Raw genomic sequence first — 15,661 nt, 5'->3', positions numbered from 1 at the left:
TGCGGGGCGGCCCTTGCTCGCTGTCCTGGCGGTAGGCCAGCGCCAGTTTCAGCAGCAGCCCTCGTTTTCGTCATGGAGACACACCATGTGGCATAGCCTGAAGAATATCTGGCGCCTGGGCGTCAAGGAACTGTGGAGCCTGTGGCGCGACCCGGTGATGCTGGTACTCATCGTCTATACCTTCACGGCCTCGGTGTACACGGCGGCCACGGCCATGCCCGATACGCTGCACAAGGCGCCGATCGCCATCGTCGACGAAGACCAGTCGCCGCTGTCGGCACGCATCGCCTCGGCTTTCTACCCACCTCAGTTCATGCCGCCGCAGATGGTGGATTTCAGCCATGTGGACCCCGGGCTGGATGCAGGCGACTTCACCTTCTCGCTGACCATTCCTCCCAACTTCCAGCGCGATGTGCTGGCCGGCAAAAAGGCCGAGCTGCAGCTGAACGTGGATGCCACCCGCATGAGCCAGGCCTTCTCGGGCAGCGGCTATGTGCAGCAGATCGTGCTGGCCGAGATCAACGAGTTCGTCCAGCGTTACCGGGGAGCGAGCACCCTGCCCGTGGACCTGGAGCTGCGCGCGCGCTTCAATCCCGGGCTGGACAAGATCTGGTTCGGCGGACTGATGCAGATCATCAACAACGTCACCATGCTCTCCATCATCCTCACGGGGGCGGCGCTGATCCGCGAGCGCGAGCATGGCACCATCGAGCACCTGCTGGTCATGCCGGTGACGCCTACCGAGATCATGCTGGCCAAGGTCTGGTCCATGGGCGCCGTGGTGCTGCTGGCAGCCGCCGTCTCGCTCAATCTGGTCGTGCGCGGCGCACTCAAGGTGCCCATAGAAGGCAGTCTGCTGCTGTTCATGGCAGGCTCGGCCCTGTGCCTGTTCGCCACCACGGCCATGGGCATCTTCCTGGCCACCGTGGCGCGCAGCATGCCGCAGTTCGGTCTGCTGATGGTGTTGACGCTGCTGCCGCTGCAGCTGCTGTCGGGCGGCATGACGCCACGCGAATCCATGCCCCAGCTGGTGCAGGACGTGATGCTGTTCGCCCCCACCACGCATTTTGTGGAGCTTGGTCAGGCGATTCTGTATCGCGGCGCCGGTATAGAAACCGTGTGGAAGCCCTTCCTGTGGCTGGCGGGCATAGGCGCCGTGCTGTTCTGGCTGTCGCTGATGCGGTTCAGAAAAACCTTGTCCAGCATGGCCTGATATCGTCCTCATGCCGCCATCCAGCGGCCTGCTACGCCAGCAACAAGGCGCAAGCCGCCTGCTTGTGCCAAAGATCTCCCCAGCTCCAGGATTGCGCCCATGCCATTCACCACCGAAGAACGACAATCACTGCTTGCCCTCAAGGGCGTGGGCCCCACGGTGCTGAGCCGGCTGGAATCCCTGGGCTATGGCTCGTTCGCACATTTGCGTGAGGCCAATGCCCTGGACATCGTCGCCAAGGCCTCTGCGCTCACGGGCTCCAGCTGCTGGAAGAACAGCCCGCAGGCACGCGCCGCCATCCAGGCCACCATCGACGCAGCCAGGCGGCAGGCAGTGCAGGAGGGCTAAGCACTCGCCGGAACCCGCGCTGTCCCCGGCCTGCGCCCTCACGCATATCTCTGCAGCAGCGCAGGCCTGAGCGGCAGCCGGCCTATCTCAAGAAGACGGTTGCACGCCAAGAATGCACAGCGTATCGCGGGCAGCCACCCACTCCTCGTTGGTGGGCTCCACGCCCACCAGCACCCGGCTGCCGGCCGCTGAGATCACGGGCGCATGCGCCGCATTGGCCCGGGCATCGAGTTCCAGACCCAGCCAGGCCAGATCGGTGCAGACGCGGGCACGAATCTCCTCGCTGTGCTCGCCTATGCCTGCCGTGAAGACCAGCATGTCCAGGCCGCCCAGTGCCGCAGCCAGCGAACCGATCTCACGCACGATGCGGCGCACAAAGAGTTCCAGCGCAATGCGTGCGCGCTCGCCGGCCTCGCCCGGCTCCTCGATATGGCGCAGGATCACGCGCGGCTCGGACGAGATGCCCGATACGCCCAGCAGCCCCGAGTCGTGATAGAGCAGACGCCCCACCTCTTGAAGCGTCAGTTTCTCGATCTCCATCAGATAGAGCACGGCCCCCGGGTCCAGCGCACCGGTACGGGTGCCCATCATCAATCCGTCCAGAGCCGAGAAGCCCATGGTGGTCGCCATGCTCTGCAGCTGCTGCATGCCGCAGAGGCTGGCGCCGCTGCCCAGATGGGCGACGATGGTTCGGCCCCTGGCCCTGTCGCCATGACGCTCGGCCAGCGCGGCCGCCATATAGGCATACGAGAGCCCGTGAAAGCCATAGCGGCGCACGCCGCGCTGCCACCATTCGTATGGCAGCGGCAATATCTGCTCCACCTTGGGCAGGCTGTGATGAAAGCCGGTATCGAAGCAGGCGATCTGCACGATATCGGGCCGCTCGCGCAGCAGGATCTCTATGGCCTCCAGCGCAAACGGCTGGTGCAGCGGTGCCAGCGGCACATAGCTGCGCAGGTCCTGCAGCACCTGCGCATCAATGCGGGTGGACTCGAAATACTTGCTGCCGCCATGCACCACCCGGTGAGCGATCGCGGCCACGGGCCGGTCCTCCAGCCGCGCCGTGATGCGCTCCCGGATGATGCGCAGCGCATCGCGATAGGGGTGCTCGGCGCCCAGCCCGATGGCAAAGGGCGGGATGCCGGTTTCGCCGAAGTCGGGAGCGGGCCCGCCAATGCCCTGCACCTTGCCGTTCCACAGGGGTTTGCGCGGCAGCGGCCTGGCGGCCTCGAAGACGGCGAACTTGATGCTCGAGGAGCCGCAGTTCAGGACGATGATGACGGAATTGCTCATGGCAGTACCTTTGTCTGCCGACAGGGCACAGACTGCAGCAACGGCCAGCCTGGCGCCATCGACCATGCTTTTCAGGGCGGCGTCTGCCGGTAGTGATGTGCGAGCAGCAGCGCAATCGCGCAGGATGCAATGCGGGATTCGCGCGAATCGGCGCGGCTGGTCAGCACGATGGGCACCTTGGCACCGAGCACGATGCCTGCGCTGGCGGCGCCGCCCAGGTACATCAGCTGCTTGGCCAGCATATTGCCGCTTTCCAGATCGGGCACCAGCAGGATGTCGGCCTGACCGGCCACGGGCGACGTGATGCCCTTGGTGCGTGCGGCCTCGATGGAGACCGCATTGTCGAAAGCCAGCGGGCCGTCCAGCACGCCTCCGGTGATCTGGCCCCGGTCGGCCATCTTGCACAGCGCGGCCGCATCCAGGGTTGCGGGCATGCTGGGGTTGACCGTCTCGACGGCAGCGAGGATGGCCAGCTTGGGCCTGGCCACGCCCAGGACCTGCGCGAGCTCGATGGCATTGCGTGCGATATCGGCCTTCTGCAAGAGATCGGGGGCCAGATTGATGGCCGCGTCGGTGACGATGAAGGGGCGTGGATAGCTGGCCGTCTGCAGCACAAAGCAATGGCTGACACGCCTCTTGGTGCGCAGCCCGGCACTGCCGGCAACGACAGCAGCCATCAGCTCGTCGGTGTGCAGACTGCCTTTCATCAAGCCCTCCAACTCGCCGCTGGCGGCAAGCCTGGCGCCATGCTCGGCGGCGGCGTGGCTGTGCGGCACGTCCTCGATGCGCAAGCCCTGCAGCTCGAACCCCTGCGCCAGCGCAACCGCCTCCAGCCTGGCGCGCGGAGCGATCAGGACCGGCTCGATCAGCCCCAGCCGATGCGCGTCGAGCGCCGCGGACAGACTGATCGCATCGCAGGGATGAACCACGCCCATGCGCACCGGCGGCAGCTCCTTGACGGCCGCCAGCAGCCGGATCAGGCCATGATGGGTGGCCACGTCCAGCGGCTGCTCCGCCCCGCCCGAAGACAGGTCGGTCGCCGGAGGTGACGCTGTGGTGAAAGCCTGGGCCTGTGCCTCGCGGGCGCAGCGCAGGGTCAACGTGCTCGCATCACGGGCGGCAACGGTGACATGCAGGCTGTCGCCGACAGCCAGGCCCTCGAACGGCTCCCGCATCCCCTCTGGACTCGATTGACTCATCGCACTCCTTTCTTGCCGCGGCTTGCGGCCGGTTGACGTCGCGCAGCAGGCTTGGGCCGCGTGGCGGTGGCGGAAGCCCGGGCCGGCGCCAGCTGCGGCACCTGAGCCTCGTCCATCGGGGCCTGCTGCGCCAGGGCGGCCTGCTCGAACAAGGCCTGCACCTGCTGCAGAGCGCTTTTCACGGCCTGCTGCTCGGCCTTCGCTCCCGTATCGATGGCCGCCATGCTGGCAATCGCCTGGCTGGCCTTGCGTATGGTGTCGGCAGGCGTGTTCTTGAGCAGGCCTGGAATGGCATCGATGGCGGCGCTACCGCATTGCCTGATCACCAGGGTCTGCTCGCGGATGGCGGCGCGCAGCTCGGCCAGGCTCCAGCGCCCCGGCGCCTCCTGCTCCAGCAATTGCGCGGCCAGATGGTAGTAGCGCTCGTCCACGGAGCGGCGCAGCGACAGCACGCTCAGCAAGCCGCGCAACGTGGCTTCGAGCACGCCGCCCTGACCCACACTGTCCTCGATCTGGCGCTGCCTGCCCGCCATCAGGGCCAGATGCTCGGGCGTGGTGCCCGGATGCTGGCGCACCGGCCCGCTTTCGCCATAGGCGTGTCCGGCCAGTGCCTGCATCAGGGGCGAGCCGTAGAACATGTCGAACCACAGGGCATAGATATGGTCGCGCCGGTCGCGAAAGTCATCGAGGGAGCGCTCCAGCGCGGCCGAGCCCTGCTGCTGCATCTGCAGCCAGGGATTGGCCTCGTCCACGGGCCGGCGATGTTCGCGTATGTATCCGGCACTGCCGCGTATCAGGGCGGCCAGCGGGTGCTGGCTGCTCCAGGCCTCGAACTGCAGGCGCATGGGGTGCAGGGCCTGCAGCCAGCGCGCCGACTCAGAGGTGCTCAGCGCGCGCACCCAGGGTTGCCAGAGGCTGCGGTACAGCGCCAGGTTGATGTCGGAGACCCTGGCCGCCGCGTCGAAGCGGCGTTCGGCCTGGGCATCGGGCTTGACGATGTCGCGCACCTCATCAAGACCGCTGGCACGGATGCTCAGCAGATAAGGATCGTGGAGCAGCTTCTGCTCCTGCGCCGTCGCGTCGTCCACGCTGGCGCGGTAGATGCCTGCAGGCAGTAGATTGATCTGCTCTATGGCACTGGCGAACTTGCGGTGCTGCTTGCTGCCGACGGCGCCCGACACAAAGATGCCCAGGTGGCCAATGCTGTCATGCGTGCTGAAGATGATGGTCTGGTCATGGGCACGCACGTCGTCGTCGCTGGCGTAAAGGTCGGTGATCCAGCCCAGGGCCTGGGCCGGCGGTGTGATGTTGTCGCCATAGGAACAGAACACCAGGATGGGGGAGCGGATATTGCGCAGATCGATGCGCACCCCGTCCGAGGTCAGCAGCCGGGCCGTCGAAAGCTTGTTGCCGATGAACAGGTTGTCGACGATGTACTGCATCTCCACATCGTTGAGAAAGACATAGCCGCCCCAGTATTTCTCGAAGCCTATATAACGCTCGGCCTCGGTGTCGACATTGGCATAGACCTTGTACTGCTTGCTCCACAGCGTGTTGGCCGGATCGAGCTGCTCGAAGTTCTGCACCAGATGGGCGCCGTCGAAGCGGCCGTTGCCCAGATCGCTGGCCAGAGCCGTCATCCAGCTTCCCCCGAGAAGCCCGCCCGAATAACGCATGGGATTGTCACCGGCCCAGTACGACAGGGGCGCTCCAGCAACGATGATGGGCCCGAACAGCTCGGGCCAGACAGCGGCCGTCATCAGGATCTGCCAGCCCGCCTGGCAGTTGCCGATGACCGCGGGCTTGCCCTCGCTCTCGGGATGCAGCTCGGCCACGCGACGCATGAAGGCCGCCTCGGCACGCATCACATCCTCCACCGTCTGACCCGGCACCGGATCGGGCAGAAAGCCGACGAAGTAGCAAGGGTGGCCGGCCTCCAGTGCCGCCCCGATCTCGCTGTGCGGCTTGAAGCCGCCGATGCCGGGCCCATGGCCGGCGCGTGGATCGACCACGACGAACGGTCGCTTGCCCGGATCGGCCGGCCGATTCTCAGGCGCCTGAATGCGCACCAGGCCATAGTTGACGGGCCTGGGAAGCTCCAGTCCCGACATCACCAGCTCGGCAGGGAAATGCAGCACATTGGGCATCCTGGCCTCGCGCTGCATCCGGTACTGATCGCCGACCTGGCGCTCGATATCGGCATACAGCACGCTGCGCTGGGCGGCATCCAGCGCATAGGCTGCGGCGGCGCGCCACCATGCCAAAGGATCGACAGCCCCCTGAGTCGATGGGCCGGCCTCGCTGGGTTTGCTCATATCGTGCTCCCGAAGTCACAAGCTTCTCTCAAAAAGACTCAAAAACAATAGCTGTCGGCGCTTTATGGATCAGCCAAGCGCCGAAAAGCCGGAGTTCCTGCCATGACAAGACCGCAGATCATCCGGCGACGAAGCGGCAGCCATGCTGCGGCCCCGCCCCTCTTTCTCCTATTTCTGTGCCGTCTTGCCGCCCTTGGCCTGAGCCTCGTCCTGACCCGGCGGCGTCCAGACGGACAGCCACTGCTTGAAGATGTCCTGCAGCGGCAAAGCGGGCAGATTGGACGAGCCGTCTGCACGCATGGCGTCGGCCACGGCCTTCTGCCAGGCCTCCAGGGCTTGCTGCAGACCGCTGGCAAAAGCCTGCTGGTTCCGGATCGCGATATCGCTGGCGCTCCTGGCATCGCTCATGCGGTCTTCAATCCTGCGCATGAAAGCCTCGGCGGGCAGGCTGGCCAGTGACTGCCAGTCCTCGGCCTTCAGCAGGCTTTGCAGCTCCGACGTGGTTTCGCTGATGCCAGTAGCACTGCTGTGCTGCGCCGCTTCCAGCCAGCGATGGCCACTCTCACGCATCAGCTGAGCGATGCGCAGTTGCAGCTCGGCATTGGCCTTGAACAGACTCAGGGGGGTCGCTTGGATGCTCATATCGGTCTCCCTATGGTGATGGTGGTGCCTATCGAGAGGCTGGCGGACCGTCCGGCCTATCACCGTGACCAGACGGCCTATGAAAACTCCGTGACTTGCGCAAACCCGGATGGCGCATGGCGTTTCGTGCAGAGAAATGCCCGTCGTGCATCCTGGTCGGAGCAGGTCTTCAACTCAATGCTCGAGCACGTACCGGCCCGGAGCGTCATACAAAGGCTTGCCACTCTTGCCGCCCATGCGCGGCGCAGCCAGCGGCGTGCCGGATCTGGTTTGGAGCCAGGCACTCCATGCCGGCCACCAGGAGCCCTGGTGCCGCTCGGCTTCCTGCTGCCACTGCGCGGCAGGCATGTCCTGAGCACCGGCGGGACGCATGCGCAGCTGGTAACTGCGGCGCGGATGGCCGGGCTCGCTGACAATGCCGGCGTTATGGCCACCGCTCGTCAGCGCAAAGGTGATTTCGGCCGGGGTGCGATGGTGCAGCTTGTATACCGATGGCCAGGGTGCCACATGATCGGTAAGCGTTCCCACGCAGAAGATGGGCACTCTGAGATCGAGCAACGAGACCGGCCTGTCGTCAACCGGATAACGGTTTTCGCTGAGATCGTTGTTCAGAAACAGACGGCGCAGGTATTGCGAGTGCATCCTCGCAGGCATGCGCGTGGCATCGGCATTCCAGGCCATGAGATCGCTCATCGGCGCACGCTCGCCCAGCAGGTAGTGATCGACCATGCGCGACCACAGCAGATCCTGGGAGCGCAGCATCAGGAATGCGCCGGCCATCTGCTCGGCGCGCAGATAGCCTTGCCGGGCCATCTGGGCCTCAAGCAGGCTGATCTGCGCTTCGTCGATGAACAGCCCCAGCTCGCCGGGCTCGGTGAAATCGGTCTGTGCGGCCAGCAGGCTCATCGATGCCAGACGGTCGTCGCCGTCGCGCGCCATCGCTGCTGCAGCCATGGCCAGCAGGGTTCCGCCCAGGCAATAGCCGGCCGCATGCACTTTCCTGCCCGGGACGATACCGGTGACGGCATCCAGCGCAGCACGCCAGCCCAGCGCGACATAGTCGTCCATGCCCAGCTCCCGGTCATCGGCATCGGGGTTCTTCCAGGAAACGCAGAACACCGTATACCCCTGGTCGACCAGATACTTGATCAGCGAATTGCCTGGCGAAAGATCCAGGACATAGTACTTCATGATCCAGGCCGGCATGATCAATACCGGCTCGGGGTGGACCTTGTCGGTGGTGGGCGTGTACTGGATCAGCTCCATCAGCCGGTTGCGCAGCACCACCTTGCCAGCCGTGACGGCCACATCGCGCCCTGGCTGGAATGCTTCGGAACCTGCAGGCGGCTGGTTTGCGATCTGGGCCTGCAGGTCTTCCATCAGGTACTGCAAGCCGCGCACCAGATTCGCCCCGCCCTCTTTGAGGGTACGCTCCTGAACAATCGGGTTGGTGGCAAAGAAGTTCGCGGGCGAACACATATCCAGCCACTGCTTGCCCCAGAACCCGACCAGGCGTGCGTGATGCGGTTCAACCCCGGCAACGCCCTGGCTGGCAGCCCGCCACCAGCGTTGCTGAGCGGCGAAGCCCGCACTGATGGCATTGAACGGCCATTGCTGCCATTGAGCCGCCTTGAAGCGGTGATCGGGCTCTGCGTTCCTCGGCCCGCCATAGCAAAGACTGGCCCATTCTTCCAGCGCCAGCCGCGCAAGATCCAGACGCTTTCCGGGGCTGATGGCAAGATGGCCAGCCCAGTCCAGCCAGGCCTGCCATTGGGACTCGGGGGAAACCGACAGCCACTGCTGCGCCCACATCGCACGCACAGCCTGATCAAGCTGCTGGCTGGAACTGAACTGCGTCTCGGCCTCGCGGTCAACCATAGCGGCCCCTTTTTGCTGCATGGCAATAACGCAACATCTTATGTGCTGAAGAAGTTGTTGCATAGCCACCGCCCACGGAGGCTTGAGCTTCATCAAATCCAGGCCAGCAAGCAATGCGGCGCCAGATGCCAGATGCCGGATGCCGGATGCCGGATGCCGGATGCCGGATGGCGCAGGCTGCAGCGCTGCAGGCGAAAGAACTCGGCGTCCAGACCTGCAGGCAATATCGGCAATGGCCTGCAAGCGGCGGGCTCCGACCAAAGTCGGCCTGCGCGCCAGACACCGATTACCCATTGTGTGCAATAATGGAGAGCTTTTATGCGGAAAGTACACCGGACAGGCTGGTGCGGCTCCCGCACTTGACCAAAGGAAAGATCATGAAAGAAGGCATTCACCCCAATTACCGCGAAGTTCTGTTCGTTGACATGTCCAACGGCTTCAAGTTCGTGACACGTTCTTGCGTTTCCACCAAGGAAACCGAAAACTTCGAAGGTAAAGAGTACCCTCTGTTCAAGCTGGATACCACTTCTGAATCGCACCCCTTCTACACTGGCACACAAAAGTCGGTGGACAACATGGGTGGCCGCGTGGAGAAGTTCCGCAACCGCTTCGGCAAGAAGTAAATCTTACTTTTTTGCTGAAAAGGCAGCTCGGGCAACCGTGCTGCCTTTTCTTTTTGGGAGCTGCCCTGCGGCATCCCAATGCTCCTATCATCGGAGCACCAAGCGCTCCGAACCCGGGCGCTCTCGCCTGATCAGGCCGTGCAGACTCGCACCGCCGCTACCGGATTGATTGCGTGAACCAGCCCACACCTGCCATTGTTGCCCAAAGCGCCGTGCGCCGACTGCCGCGCTGGGCCCTGCTTTTGCTGTGCCTGGCCTATGTGATTCCCGGCTTTGTCATGCGTGGCCCCTGGCGCTCCAACGACATGGAGGCCTTTGGCTATATGCGCGAGCTGGCGCTAGGTCATACCGACTGGCTGTCTCCCACGCTTTCGGGTCTGGCTCCCAGCATCGATGGTCTGCTGCCCTACTGGCTGGGCGCCTTGTCCCTGTTGGGCTTCGAGTGGCTGCTCGGCGCTGAAATGGCGGCGCGCCTGCCGTTCATCGCCTTGCTGATCCTGACCCTGGCAGCCACCTGGTGGGGCGCCTACTATCTGGCACGCACGCCTGGCGCGCAGCCCGTAGCCTTCGCCTTTGGCGGAGAGGCGCAACTGATCGACTACGCCCGCGCCATGGCCGATGCGGCCTTGCTGGCGCTGGTTGCCTGCCTGGGTCTGGCCCAGCTCTCGCATGAAACCACCAGCTACGTCACCCAGCTGGGCTGCACGACGCTGCTGTTCTTTGCAGCGGCAGCCATGGCCTATCACCCGAGGAAGTCAGTGGCAGCACTGATATTCGGCCTGCTGGGACTGGCCCTGAGCGGCGCCCCCACGCTTGCCGTGCTGTTCGGACTGGGCGGCAGCGTGATCGCCTTCACCCAGCGCAGCTGGGGCGACAATCCGGGCCGCTCACACCGCCAGGCACGCATCTGGGCCGCAGCCTGGATGGCCGCCACCGTGCTGGCCGCCAGCCTGACCACCGCACTGGATCAATGGGTCTGGCATCTCGTGGACTCGCTCAAGGACTGGAGCGCGCTGCTGCAGCTGCTGTTGTGGTTCTGCTGGCCTGCCTGGCCCCTGGCTTTGTGGACTCTGTGGGTCTGGCGCCGCCAGATTGCCTACCCCGGCCACAACCCGCATCTGTCCATCGCCCTGCTGTTTGCCACCGTCCCGGTAGCCGCCTGCCTGAGCAGCACGCCGGCCGATCGCGCCCTGCTGCTGGGACTTCCTGCCATCGCCACACTGGCCGCCTTCGCCCTGCCCACCTTTAGGCGCAGCATCAGCGCGCTGATCGACTGGTTCACACTGCTGTTCTTTACGGCATCCGCGATTGCCATCTGGGTGGTCTGGCTGGCATTTCAGACCGGATTTCCGCCCAAGATCGCCGCCAATATTGCACGCCTTGCCCCGCAGTTTGAAGCCAGCATCTCCTGGCCCACGGTCATCGTGGCACTCGTCGCCACTGCCGGCTGGTTTGCGCTGGTGGTCTGGCGCACCTCGCGCAACCGCGCAGCCATCTGGAAGAGCCTGGTGCTGCCGGCCGGTGGTGCCACGCTGAGCTGGGTGTTGTTGTCCACGCTCTGGATGGAGCCGCTGGACCATGCTCGCAGCTATCAGTTCCAGATGACGCAGCTGGACGGCGAGCTCAGGCAAAGCGGCGCCACAAGCTGCGTGCTGACCTATGGCCTGGGCCGCTCGCAGATTGCGGCCGTGCGCTACTACACCCATGTGGATACGGCACTGCTGCGCCGCAGCGATCCCCGCGACTGCGGCTGGGCACTGGTCGATGCAGACCGCTGGGCGGGCGACCACAATCGCAAGCTGCGCCAGGGCTGGAGCGAGGTCAGCCGCATCACCCGTCTGGCCGGTCAGAAGGAAGTTCTGGTTCTGCTCAAGTACACCGGCCCCAAAGCCGCGCCATGAAGGGCGAGCTGCAGTACATAGGCCGCCATGCCGGTACCGTGCTGGCCGGCCAGCTGGCCGTCATGGCCTTCGGCACCACCGATACCATCGTCGCCAGTCGTTATTCCAACGAGGCCGTCGCAGCCCTGTCCGTGGGCTCGGCCATTTTCATCAGCGTCTATGCCTCGCTGATGGGCATTTTTCAGGCTCTTTTGCCCCTGTGGTCCGAGCAGCGCGGCGCCGGCCGGCCCCGGGCCATAGGGCATTCGCTGCGCCAGTCCATGTATCTGTGTGCCACGGCCTGCGTGCTGGGGATGGCAGTGCTGCTCATGCCTGACGCGCTGCTGCGCTGGACCGATGTGCCCGATGCGCTGCAGCTGGAGGTCAAGCGCTATCTCGCCGTGCTGGCCTGGGGGCTGCCTCCGGCGCTGCTGTTTCGCATCTACAGTGCACTCAACCAGGCGCTGGGCCACCCCAAGCTGGTCACCTGGCTGCAGCTCATCTCGCTGCTGATCAAAATCCCCTTGTCCGTCTGGTTCACCTTTGGCGGCCTGGGCCTCGCTCCCCTTGGAGCCGTGGGCTGCGCCCTGGCCACGCTGCTGGTCAACTACACCATGTTTGCCGTGGCCCTGTGGCTGATGCGTACCCAGGATTTCTATGCGCCGCTGGCGCTGTGGCAGAAGCTGGAGCCCCCTGACTGGCGGCAGCTGGGCCGTTTCTGCCGCCTTGGCATTCCTGCGGGTCTGGCCATTCTGGTGGAAGTCACCTCCTTTACGCTCATGGCCCTGTATGTGGCAAGACAGGGCCCGCTCTCGTCCGCCAGCCACCAGATTGCCGCCAATCTGGCCGCCATCTGCTATATGGTGCCGCTGTCCCTGGCCATTGCCACCAGTGCCCGCGTCAGCTACTGGCGCGGCGCAGGCGATGAAGTCCAGGCCAGAACGCTGATTCAGCAGTGTTTCAAGCTTGCGCTGATGATAGGCATGGCGACAGCTGCCACCTTGTTCGTTGCTCGCAGCTGGATTGCAGACATCTATACCGACTCCCCGCAGGTACTGGCCATGACGTCCTGGCTGCTGATCTGCGTGGCCGCATACCATGTGGCGGACTGCGTGCAGACCTACTGCATTTTCGTGCTGCGCTGCTACCGCGTGACCGTGGCGCCTCTGGTGATTTATTGCCTGCTGCTCTGGGGCGGCGGCCTGGGCCTTGGCTACTGGCTGACCTACCGGTGGCAGGCCGCTCCCGGCTGGCAGGACTGGCAGGCCACGCCCATGCCCTTGTGGATCTGCAGCGCGGCCGCCCTGCTGGTCACGGCCCTGGCATTCAGCACCATCCTGCACAAAACCATACGACCTCCCAAGCCCCAGACCAGCCCCCGAAGCACTCAATGAGACAGCGTCTTGACCGGCACCTCGGTCACGGCCCGCACACGGCCAGGCGGAAAAGTCACAGCGAACTCCGAGCCCTTGCCCAGCTCGCTCTCGATGCTGAGCTTGGCACCATGGCGCTGCAGCACATGCTTGACGATGGCCAGTCCCAGGCCGGTGCCGCCAGTGTCGCGTGAGCGGCTGCGGTCCACGCGATAGAAGCGCTCCGTCAGGCGCGACACATGCCTTTCATCGATGCCGGGGCCGGAGTCCTTGACGGCAAAGCGGGCCGAACCGTCGGGCAGCAATTGCCAGCGCACATCGATCTGCCCACCGGCAGGCGTGTAGCGCATGGCATTGGCCAGCAGATTGGAGAACGCGCTGTGCAGCTCCGCGCTGGCGCCTGCCAGCTCTCCGGCCTGCCTGAGCACCTGCTCGTCGGGAAAGTTCAGCACATGGGGCTTGGACTGCTTGCGCGTCAAGGCATTGGAGAGACCGCGCGCCTCGTTCTCGCAGCGAGTGAGCAACTGCGCCACCGAGACCCAGTCGTTGTTGCCGGGCAGCGGGCTGCCCTCCAGACGCGACAAGGTCAGCAAGTCCTCCACCAGATGCTGCATGCGCTCGGCCTGCTGGGCCATCAGCTCCAGATAGCGATTGCGCTCGGCCTCCTCCAGCGGCAGGTTCTGCAGCGTTTCCACAAAACCGGCCAGCACCGTCAGCGGCGTGCGGATTTCATGCGAGACATTGGCCACGAAGTCGCGGCGCATGGCTTCGGCCTGCTCCAGCGCCGTCACATCGCGCGCCAGCAGCAGCTTGCGTCCCTCGCCATAACCGTAGAGCTGAACCGACAGCTTGACCGGTCGCGAAGGCGTGCTTTCGCGCCCCTGCATGACCAGATCGTGGGTGAAGTCCTGCGCCACGAAATAGGCACTGAACTGGGGATTGCGCACTAGGTTGCCTATGCTTTGCAGCACGTCGCGCTCGGCGTCGAAGCCGAACTGCTTGGCCGCAATCTGGTTGCACCATTCGATGCGCCCCTGTGCATCGAGCAGCACCACGCCATTGGGACTGGCCTGCAGGGCCGACAAGATATCGTTGAGCCGCTGATCGCCCTGCTGCACCTGCTGCACGCTCTGGCGAATCCAGCGGCGCATGCGTACACCGGCTTCGCCCCAGATGCCCGCCAGGTTGGGCACGGCACCCAGCTCCGACTGGCGCAGCCAGCGCAGCAGGCGCGCGCCATTCCAGCTATCCACCAGCCACCAGATCCAGCCGCCTATCAAGGCACCTGCCATGGCCGCCACAGTTTGCTGCCCCACCGTCGCATCGGGTGCGACCAGATAGGCCCACAGCAGCCATAGCACCATGGCTGCCGCGATCTGAGAGGCCAACAATCGAAAACCACGCCACCCCATATTTGCTTTCAGTTGTGATTTTTGTCGACCCAGCCAGACCGGGCCGAGGTTTTGGGGGAAGTGCTGTCAGGCCATGGCCTGAGCGCTGAAACGGTAACCTGCGCCGCGAACGGTTTCAATCAGAACACCGGCCACGCCCAGCGATTCGCGCAGGCGCTTGACGTGCACATCCACCGTGCGCTCTTCGATGAAGACATGGTCGCCCCAGACCTTGTCGAGCAGCTGCGCACGGCTGTGCACGCGCTCGGGATGCTTCATCAGATAGTTCAGCAGCTTGAACTCGGTGGGTCCGATCTTGAGCAGATCGCCCTGCCAGCTCACACGATGGGCTGCGGCATCCAGCACCAGCTCGCCGATGCTGACCTTGTCCTGCACCTGTTCCGGCGCGCGACGGCGCAGCACGGCGCGAATGCGGGCCAGCAGCTCCTGGGTGGAGAAAGGCTTGGTGATGTAGTCGTCCGCTCCGGCATCCAGGCCCGCCACCTTGTCGGGCTCGTCGCCACGCGCCGTCAGCATGAGAATGGGCACGGCCTTGGTGCGGCTGTCGGCACGCCATTTGCGGGCCAGCGACAGGCCGCTGGCTCCGGGCAGCATCCAGTCGAGCAAGATCACATCGGGCAGCACGGCATCAAGCTCGCGCTGCGCCGACACACCGTCTTCCGCCCAGACGGGCTGGAAGCCGTTATGCCTCAAATTGACCGCGATCAACTCTGCAATCGCAGGTTCGTCCTCCACGATGAGGACCATGGGCATCTTCTTCATCCCTGGCTAGCCTCCGTCTTACAACACCGCAGATTCGATTTCAGCCATGGTCTGATGGCGCACGTCCTTGCCCTCGACCAGGTAGATGATCAGCTCGGCCACGTTCTTGGAGTGGTCGCCGATACGCTCGATGGCCTTGGCCAGGAACAGCAGGTCCAGGCTGGCGGAGATGGTGCGCGGATCTTCCATCATGTAGGTGATGAGCTTGCGCACAAAGCCGTCGAACTCTTCGTCGATCAGATCGTCTTCGCGCAAGATGGCCACCGCCGCCTTGGTGTCCAGGCGGGCAAAGGCATCCAGGGTCTTGCGCAGCAGCTCGGAAGCCATCTGGGCAGCCATGCGCAGCTCGCCGCTGGGCAGCGAACGGGCCGCACCGCTTTCGATGATGGACTTGACCATGCGGGCCATCTTGCAGGCCTCGTCGCCCATGCGCTCCAGATTGGCCGTGGCCTTGGAGAAGGCGATCAGCAGGCGCAGGTCGCGGGCCGTGGGTTGGCGGCGCGCAATGATGGACGACAGCTCATGGTCGATCTCCACTTCCATGGCATTGACGCGCTGCTCGGTGCTGATGACCTGCTCCACGGCGTCGGTGCTGAAGCTGGTCAGTGCATAGACGGCATTGCTGATCTGAGACTCGACCAGACCGCCCAGCTCCATGACGCGGGCGGAGACGCGATTGAGTTCGGAATCGAACTGTGTGGACAAATGTTTTTCTGTCATTTT

At 64.5% G+C, this 15,661-nt stretch carries 13 protein-coding genes; 5 read left to right on the top strand and 8 right to left on the bottom strand.

Translation table 11 applies throughout. The features are described from left to right. The first annotated feature begins 85 nt into the window (after positions 1-85). The gene (locus tag FSY59_RS23095) at positions 86-1,213 is read left to right on the top strand and encodes an ABC transporter permease (RefSeq protein ID WP_050873686.1); all 1,128 of its coding nucleotides are present in this window, start codon (positions 86-88) and stop codon (positions 1,211-1,213) included. A gap of 99 nt (positions 1,214-1,312) precedes the next feature. After that, a complete protein-coding gene (locus FSY59_RS23090) occupies positions 1,313-1,561 on the top strand; it encodes a hypothetical protein (protein ID WP_003053468.1) in 249 nt (82 codons plus the stop codon). A gap of 87 nt (positions 1,562-1,648) precedes the next feature. Here the strand turns inward: FSY59_RS23090 and FSY59_RS23085 are convergent, their stop codons facing one another. The 5 genes from FSY59_RS23085 to FSY59_RS23065 all read right to left on the bottom strand — a co-directional run bounded on the left by FSY59_RS23085 (position 1,649) and on the right by FSY59_RS23065 (position 8,888). Beyond that, a complete protein-coding gene (locus tag FSY59_RS23085; protein WP_148729757.1) occupies positions 1,649-2,854 on the bottom strand; it encodes an acetate/propionate family kinase in 1,206 nt (401 codons plus the stop codon). A gap of 71 nt (positions 2,855-2,925) precedes the next feature. Then, a complete protein-coding gene (locus FSY59_RS23080) occupies positions 2,926-4,053 on the bottom strand; it encodes a bifunctional enoyl-CoA hydratase/phosphate acetyltransferase (RefSeq protein WP_148729756.1) in 1,128 nt (375 codons plus the stop codon). Continuing rightward, a complete protein-coding gene (locus FSY59_RS23075) occupies positions 4,050-6,368 on the bottom strand; it encodes a DUF3141 domain-containing protein (protein WP_148729755.1) in 2,319 nt (772 codons plus the stop codon). Before FSY59_RS23075 ends, FSY59_RS23080 begins: the two co-directional genes overlap by 4 nt. 168 nt (positions 6,369-6,536) lie before the next feature. Then, positions 6,537-7,010, bottom strand: coding sequence for a phasin family protein (locus FSY59_RS23070; protein WP_019044263.1), 474 nt, complete (start codon positions 7,008-7,010; stop codon positions 6,537-6,539). 174 nt (positions 7,011-7,184) lie between these two features. Beyond that, entirely contained in the window at positions 7,185-8,888 is a 1,704-nt protein-coding gene (locus tag FSY59_RS23065) for an alpha/beta hydrolase (RefSeq protein WP_148729754.1), read from the bottom strand. Between the two features lie 377 nt (positions 8,889-9,265). Between FSY59_RS23065 and FSY59_RS23060 the strand changes: the two genes are divergently transcribed. The 3 genes from FSY59_RS23060 (at position 9,266) to FSY59_RS23050 (ending at position 12,785) form a co-directional block, all read left to right on the top strand. Beyond that, a complete protein-coding gene (locus FSY59_RS23060; protein ID WP_003053459.1) occupies positions 9,266-9,511 on the top strand; it encodes a type B 50S ribosomal protein L31 in 246 nt (81 codons plus the stop codon). Positions 9,512-9,684: 173 nt separating this feature from the next. Next, entirely contained in the window at positions 9,685-11,412 is a 1,728-nt protein-coding gene (locus FSY59_RS23055) for a hypothetical protein (protein ID WP_003053458.1), read from the top strand. Continuing rightward, positions 11,409-12,785, top strand: a complete 1,377-nt coding sequence (locus tag FSY59_RS23050) for an MATE family efflux transporter (protein WP_148729753.1) — start codon at positions 11,409-11,411, stop codon at positions 12,783-12,785. The genes FSY59_RS23055 and FSY59_RS23050 overlap by 4 nt, the downstream gene beginning before the upstream one ends. On the opposite strand, the gene phoR is transcribed toward FSY59_RS23050, so the two are convergent. The 3 genes from phoR to phoU all read right to left on the bottom strand — a co-directional run bounded on the left by phoR (position 12,779) and on the right by phoU (position 15,658). Continuing rightward, positions 12,779-14,155, bottom strand: a complete 1,377-nt coding sequence (phoR, locus tag FSY59_RS23045; protein ID WP_034400399.1) for a phosphate regulon sensor histidine kinase PhoR — start codon at positions 14,153-14,155, stop codon at positions 12,779-12,781. The two genes, FSY59_RS23050 and phoR, sit on opposite strands and share 7 nt — an antisense overlap. Before the next feature lie 87 nt (positions 14,156-14,242). Next, entirely contained in the window at positions 14,243-14,938 is a 696-nt protein-coding gene (phoB, locus tag FSY59_RS23040) for a phosphate regulon transcriptional regulator PhoB (RefSeq protein WP_003053455.1), read from the bottom strand. An 18-nt stretch (positions 14,939-14,956) separates the two neighbouring features. Then, positions 14,957-15,658, bottom strand: a complete 702-nt coding sequence (gene phoU / locus FSY59_RS23035) for a phosphate signaling complex protein PhoU (RefSeq protein WP_003053453.1) — start codon at positions 15,656-15,658, stop codon at positions 14,957-14,959. Positions 15,659-15,661: the final 3 nt, after the last annotated feature.

Origin of the sequence: Comamonas sp. Z3 (genome assembly GCF_008121565.1) — a bacterium.
Lineage (GTDB): Bacteria > Pseudomonadota > Gammaproteobacteria > Burkholderiales > Burkholderiaceae_C > Comamonas > Comamonas brasiliensis.
The sequence above is the reverse complement of the archived record's forward strand: the minus strand, read 5'-3'. Positions and strand labels throughout refer to the sequence as shown.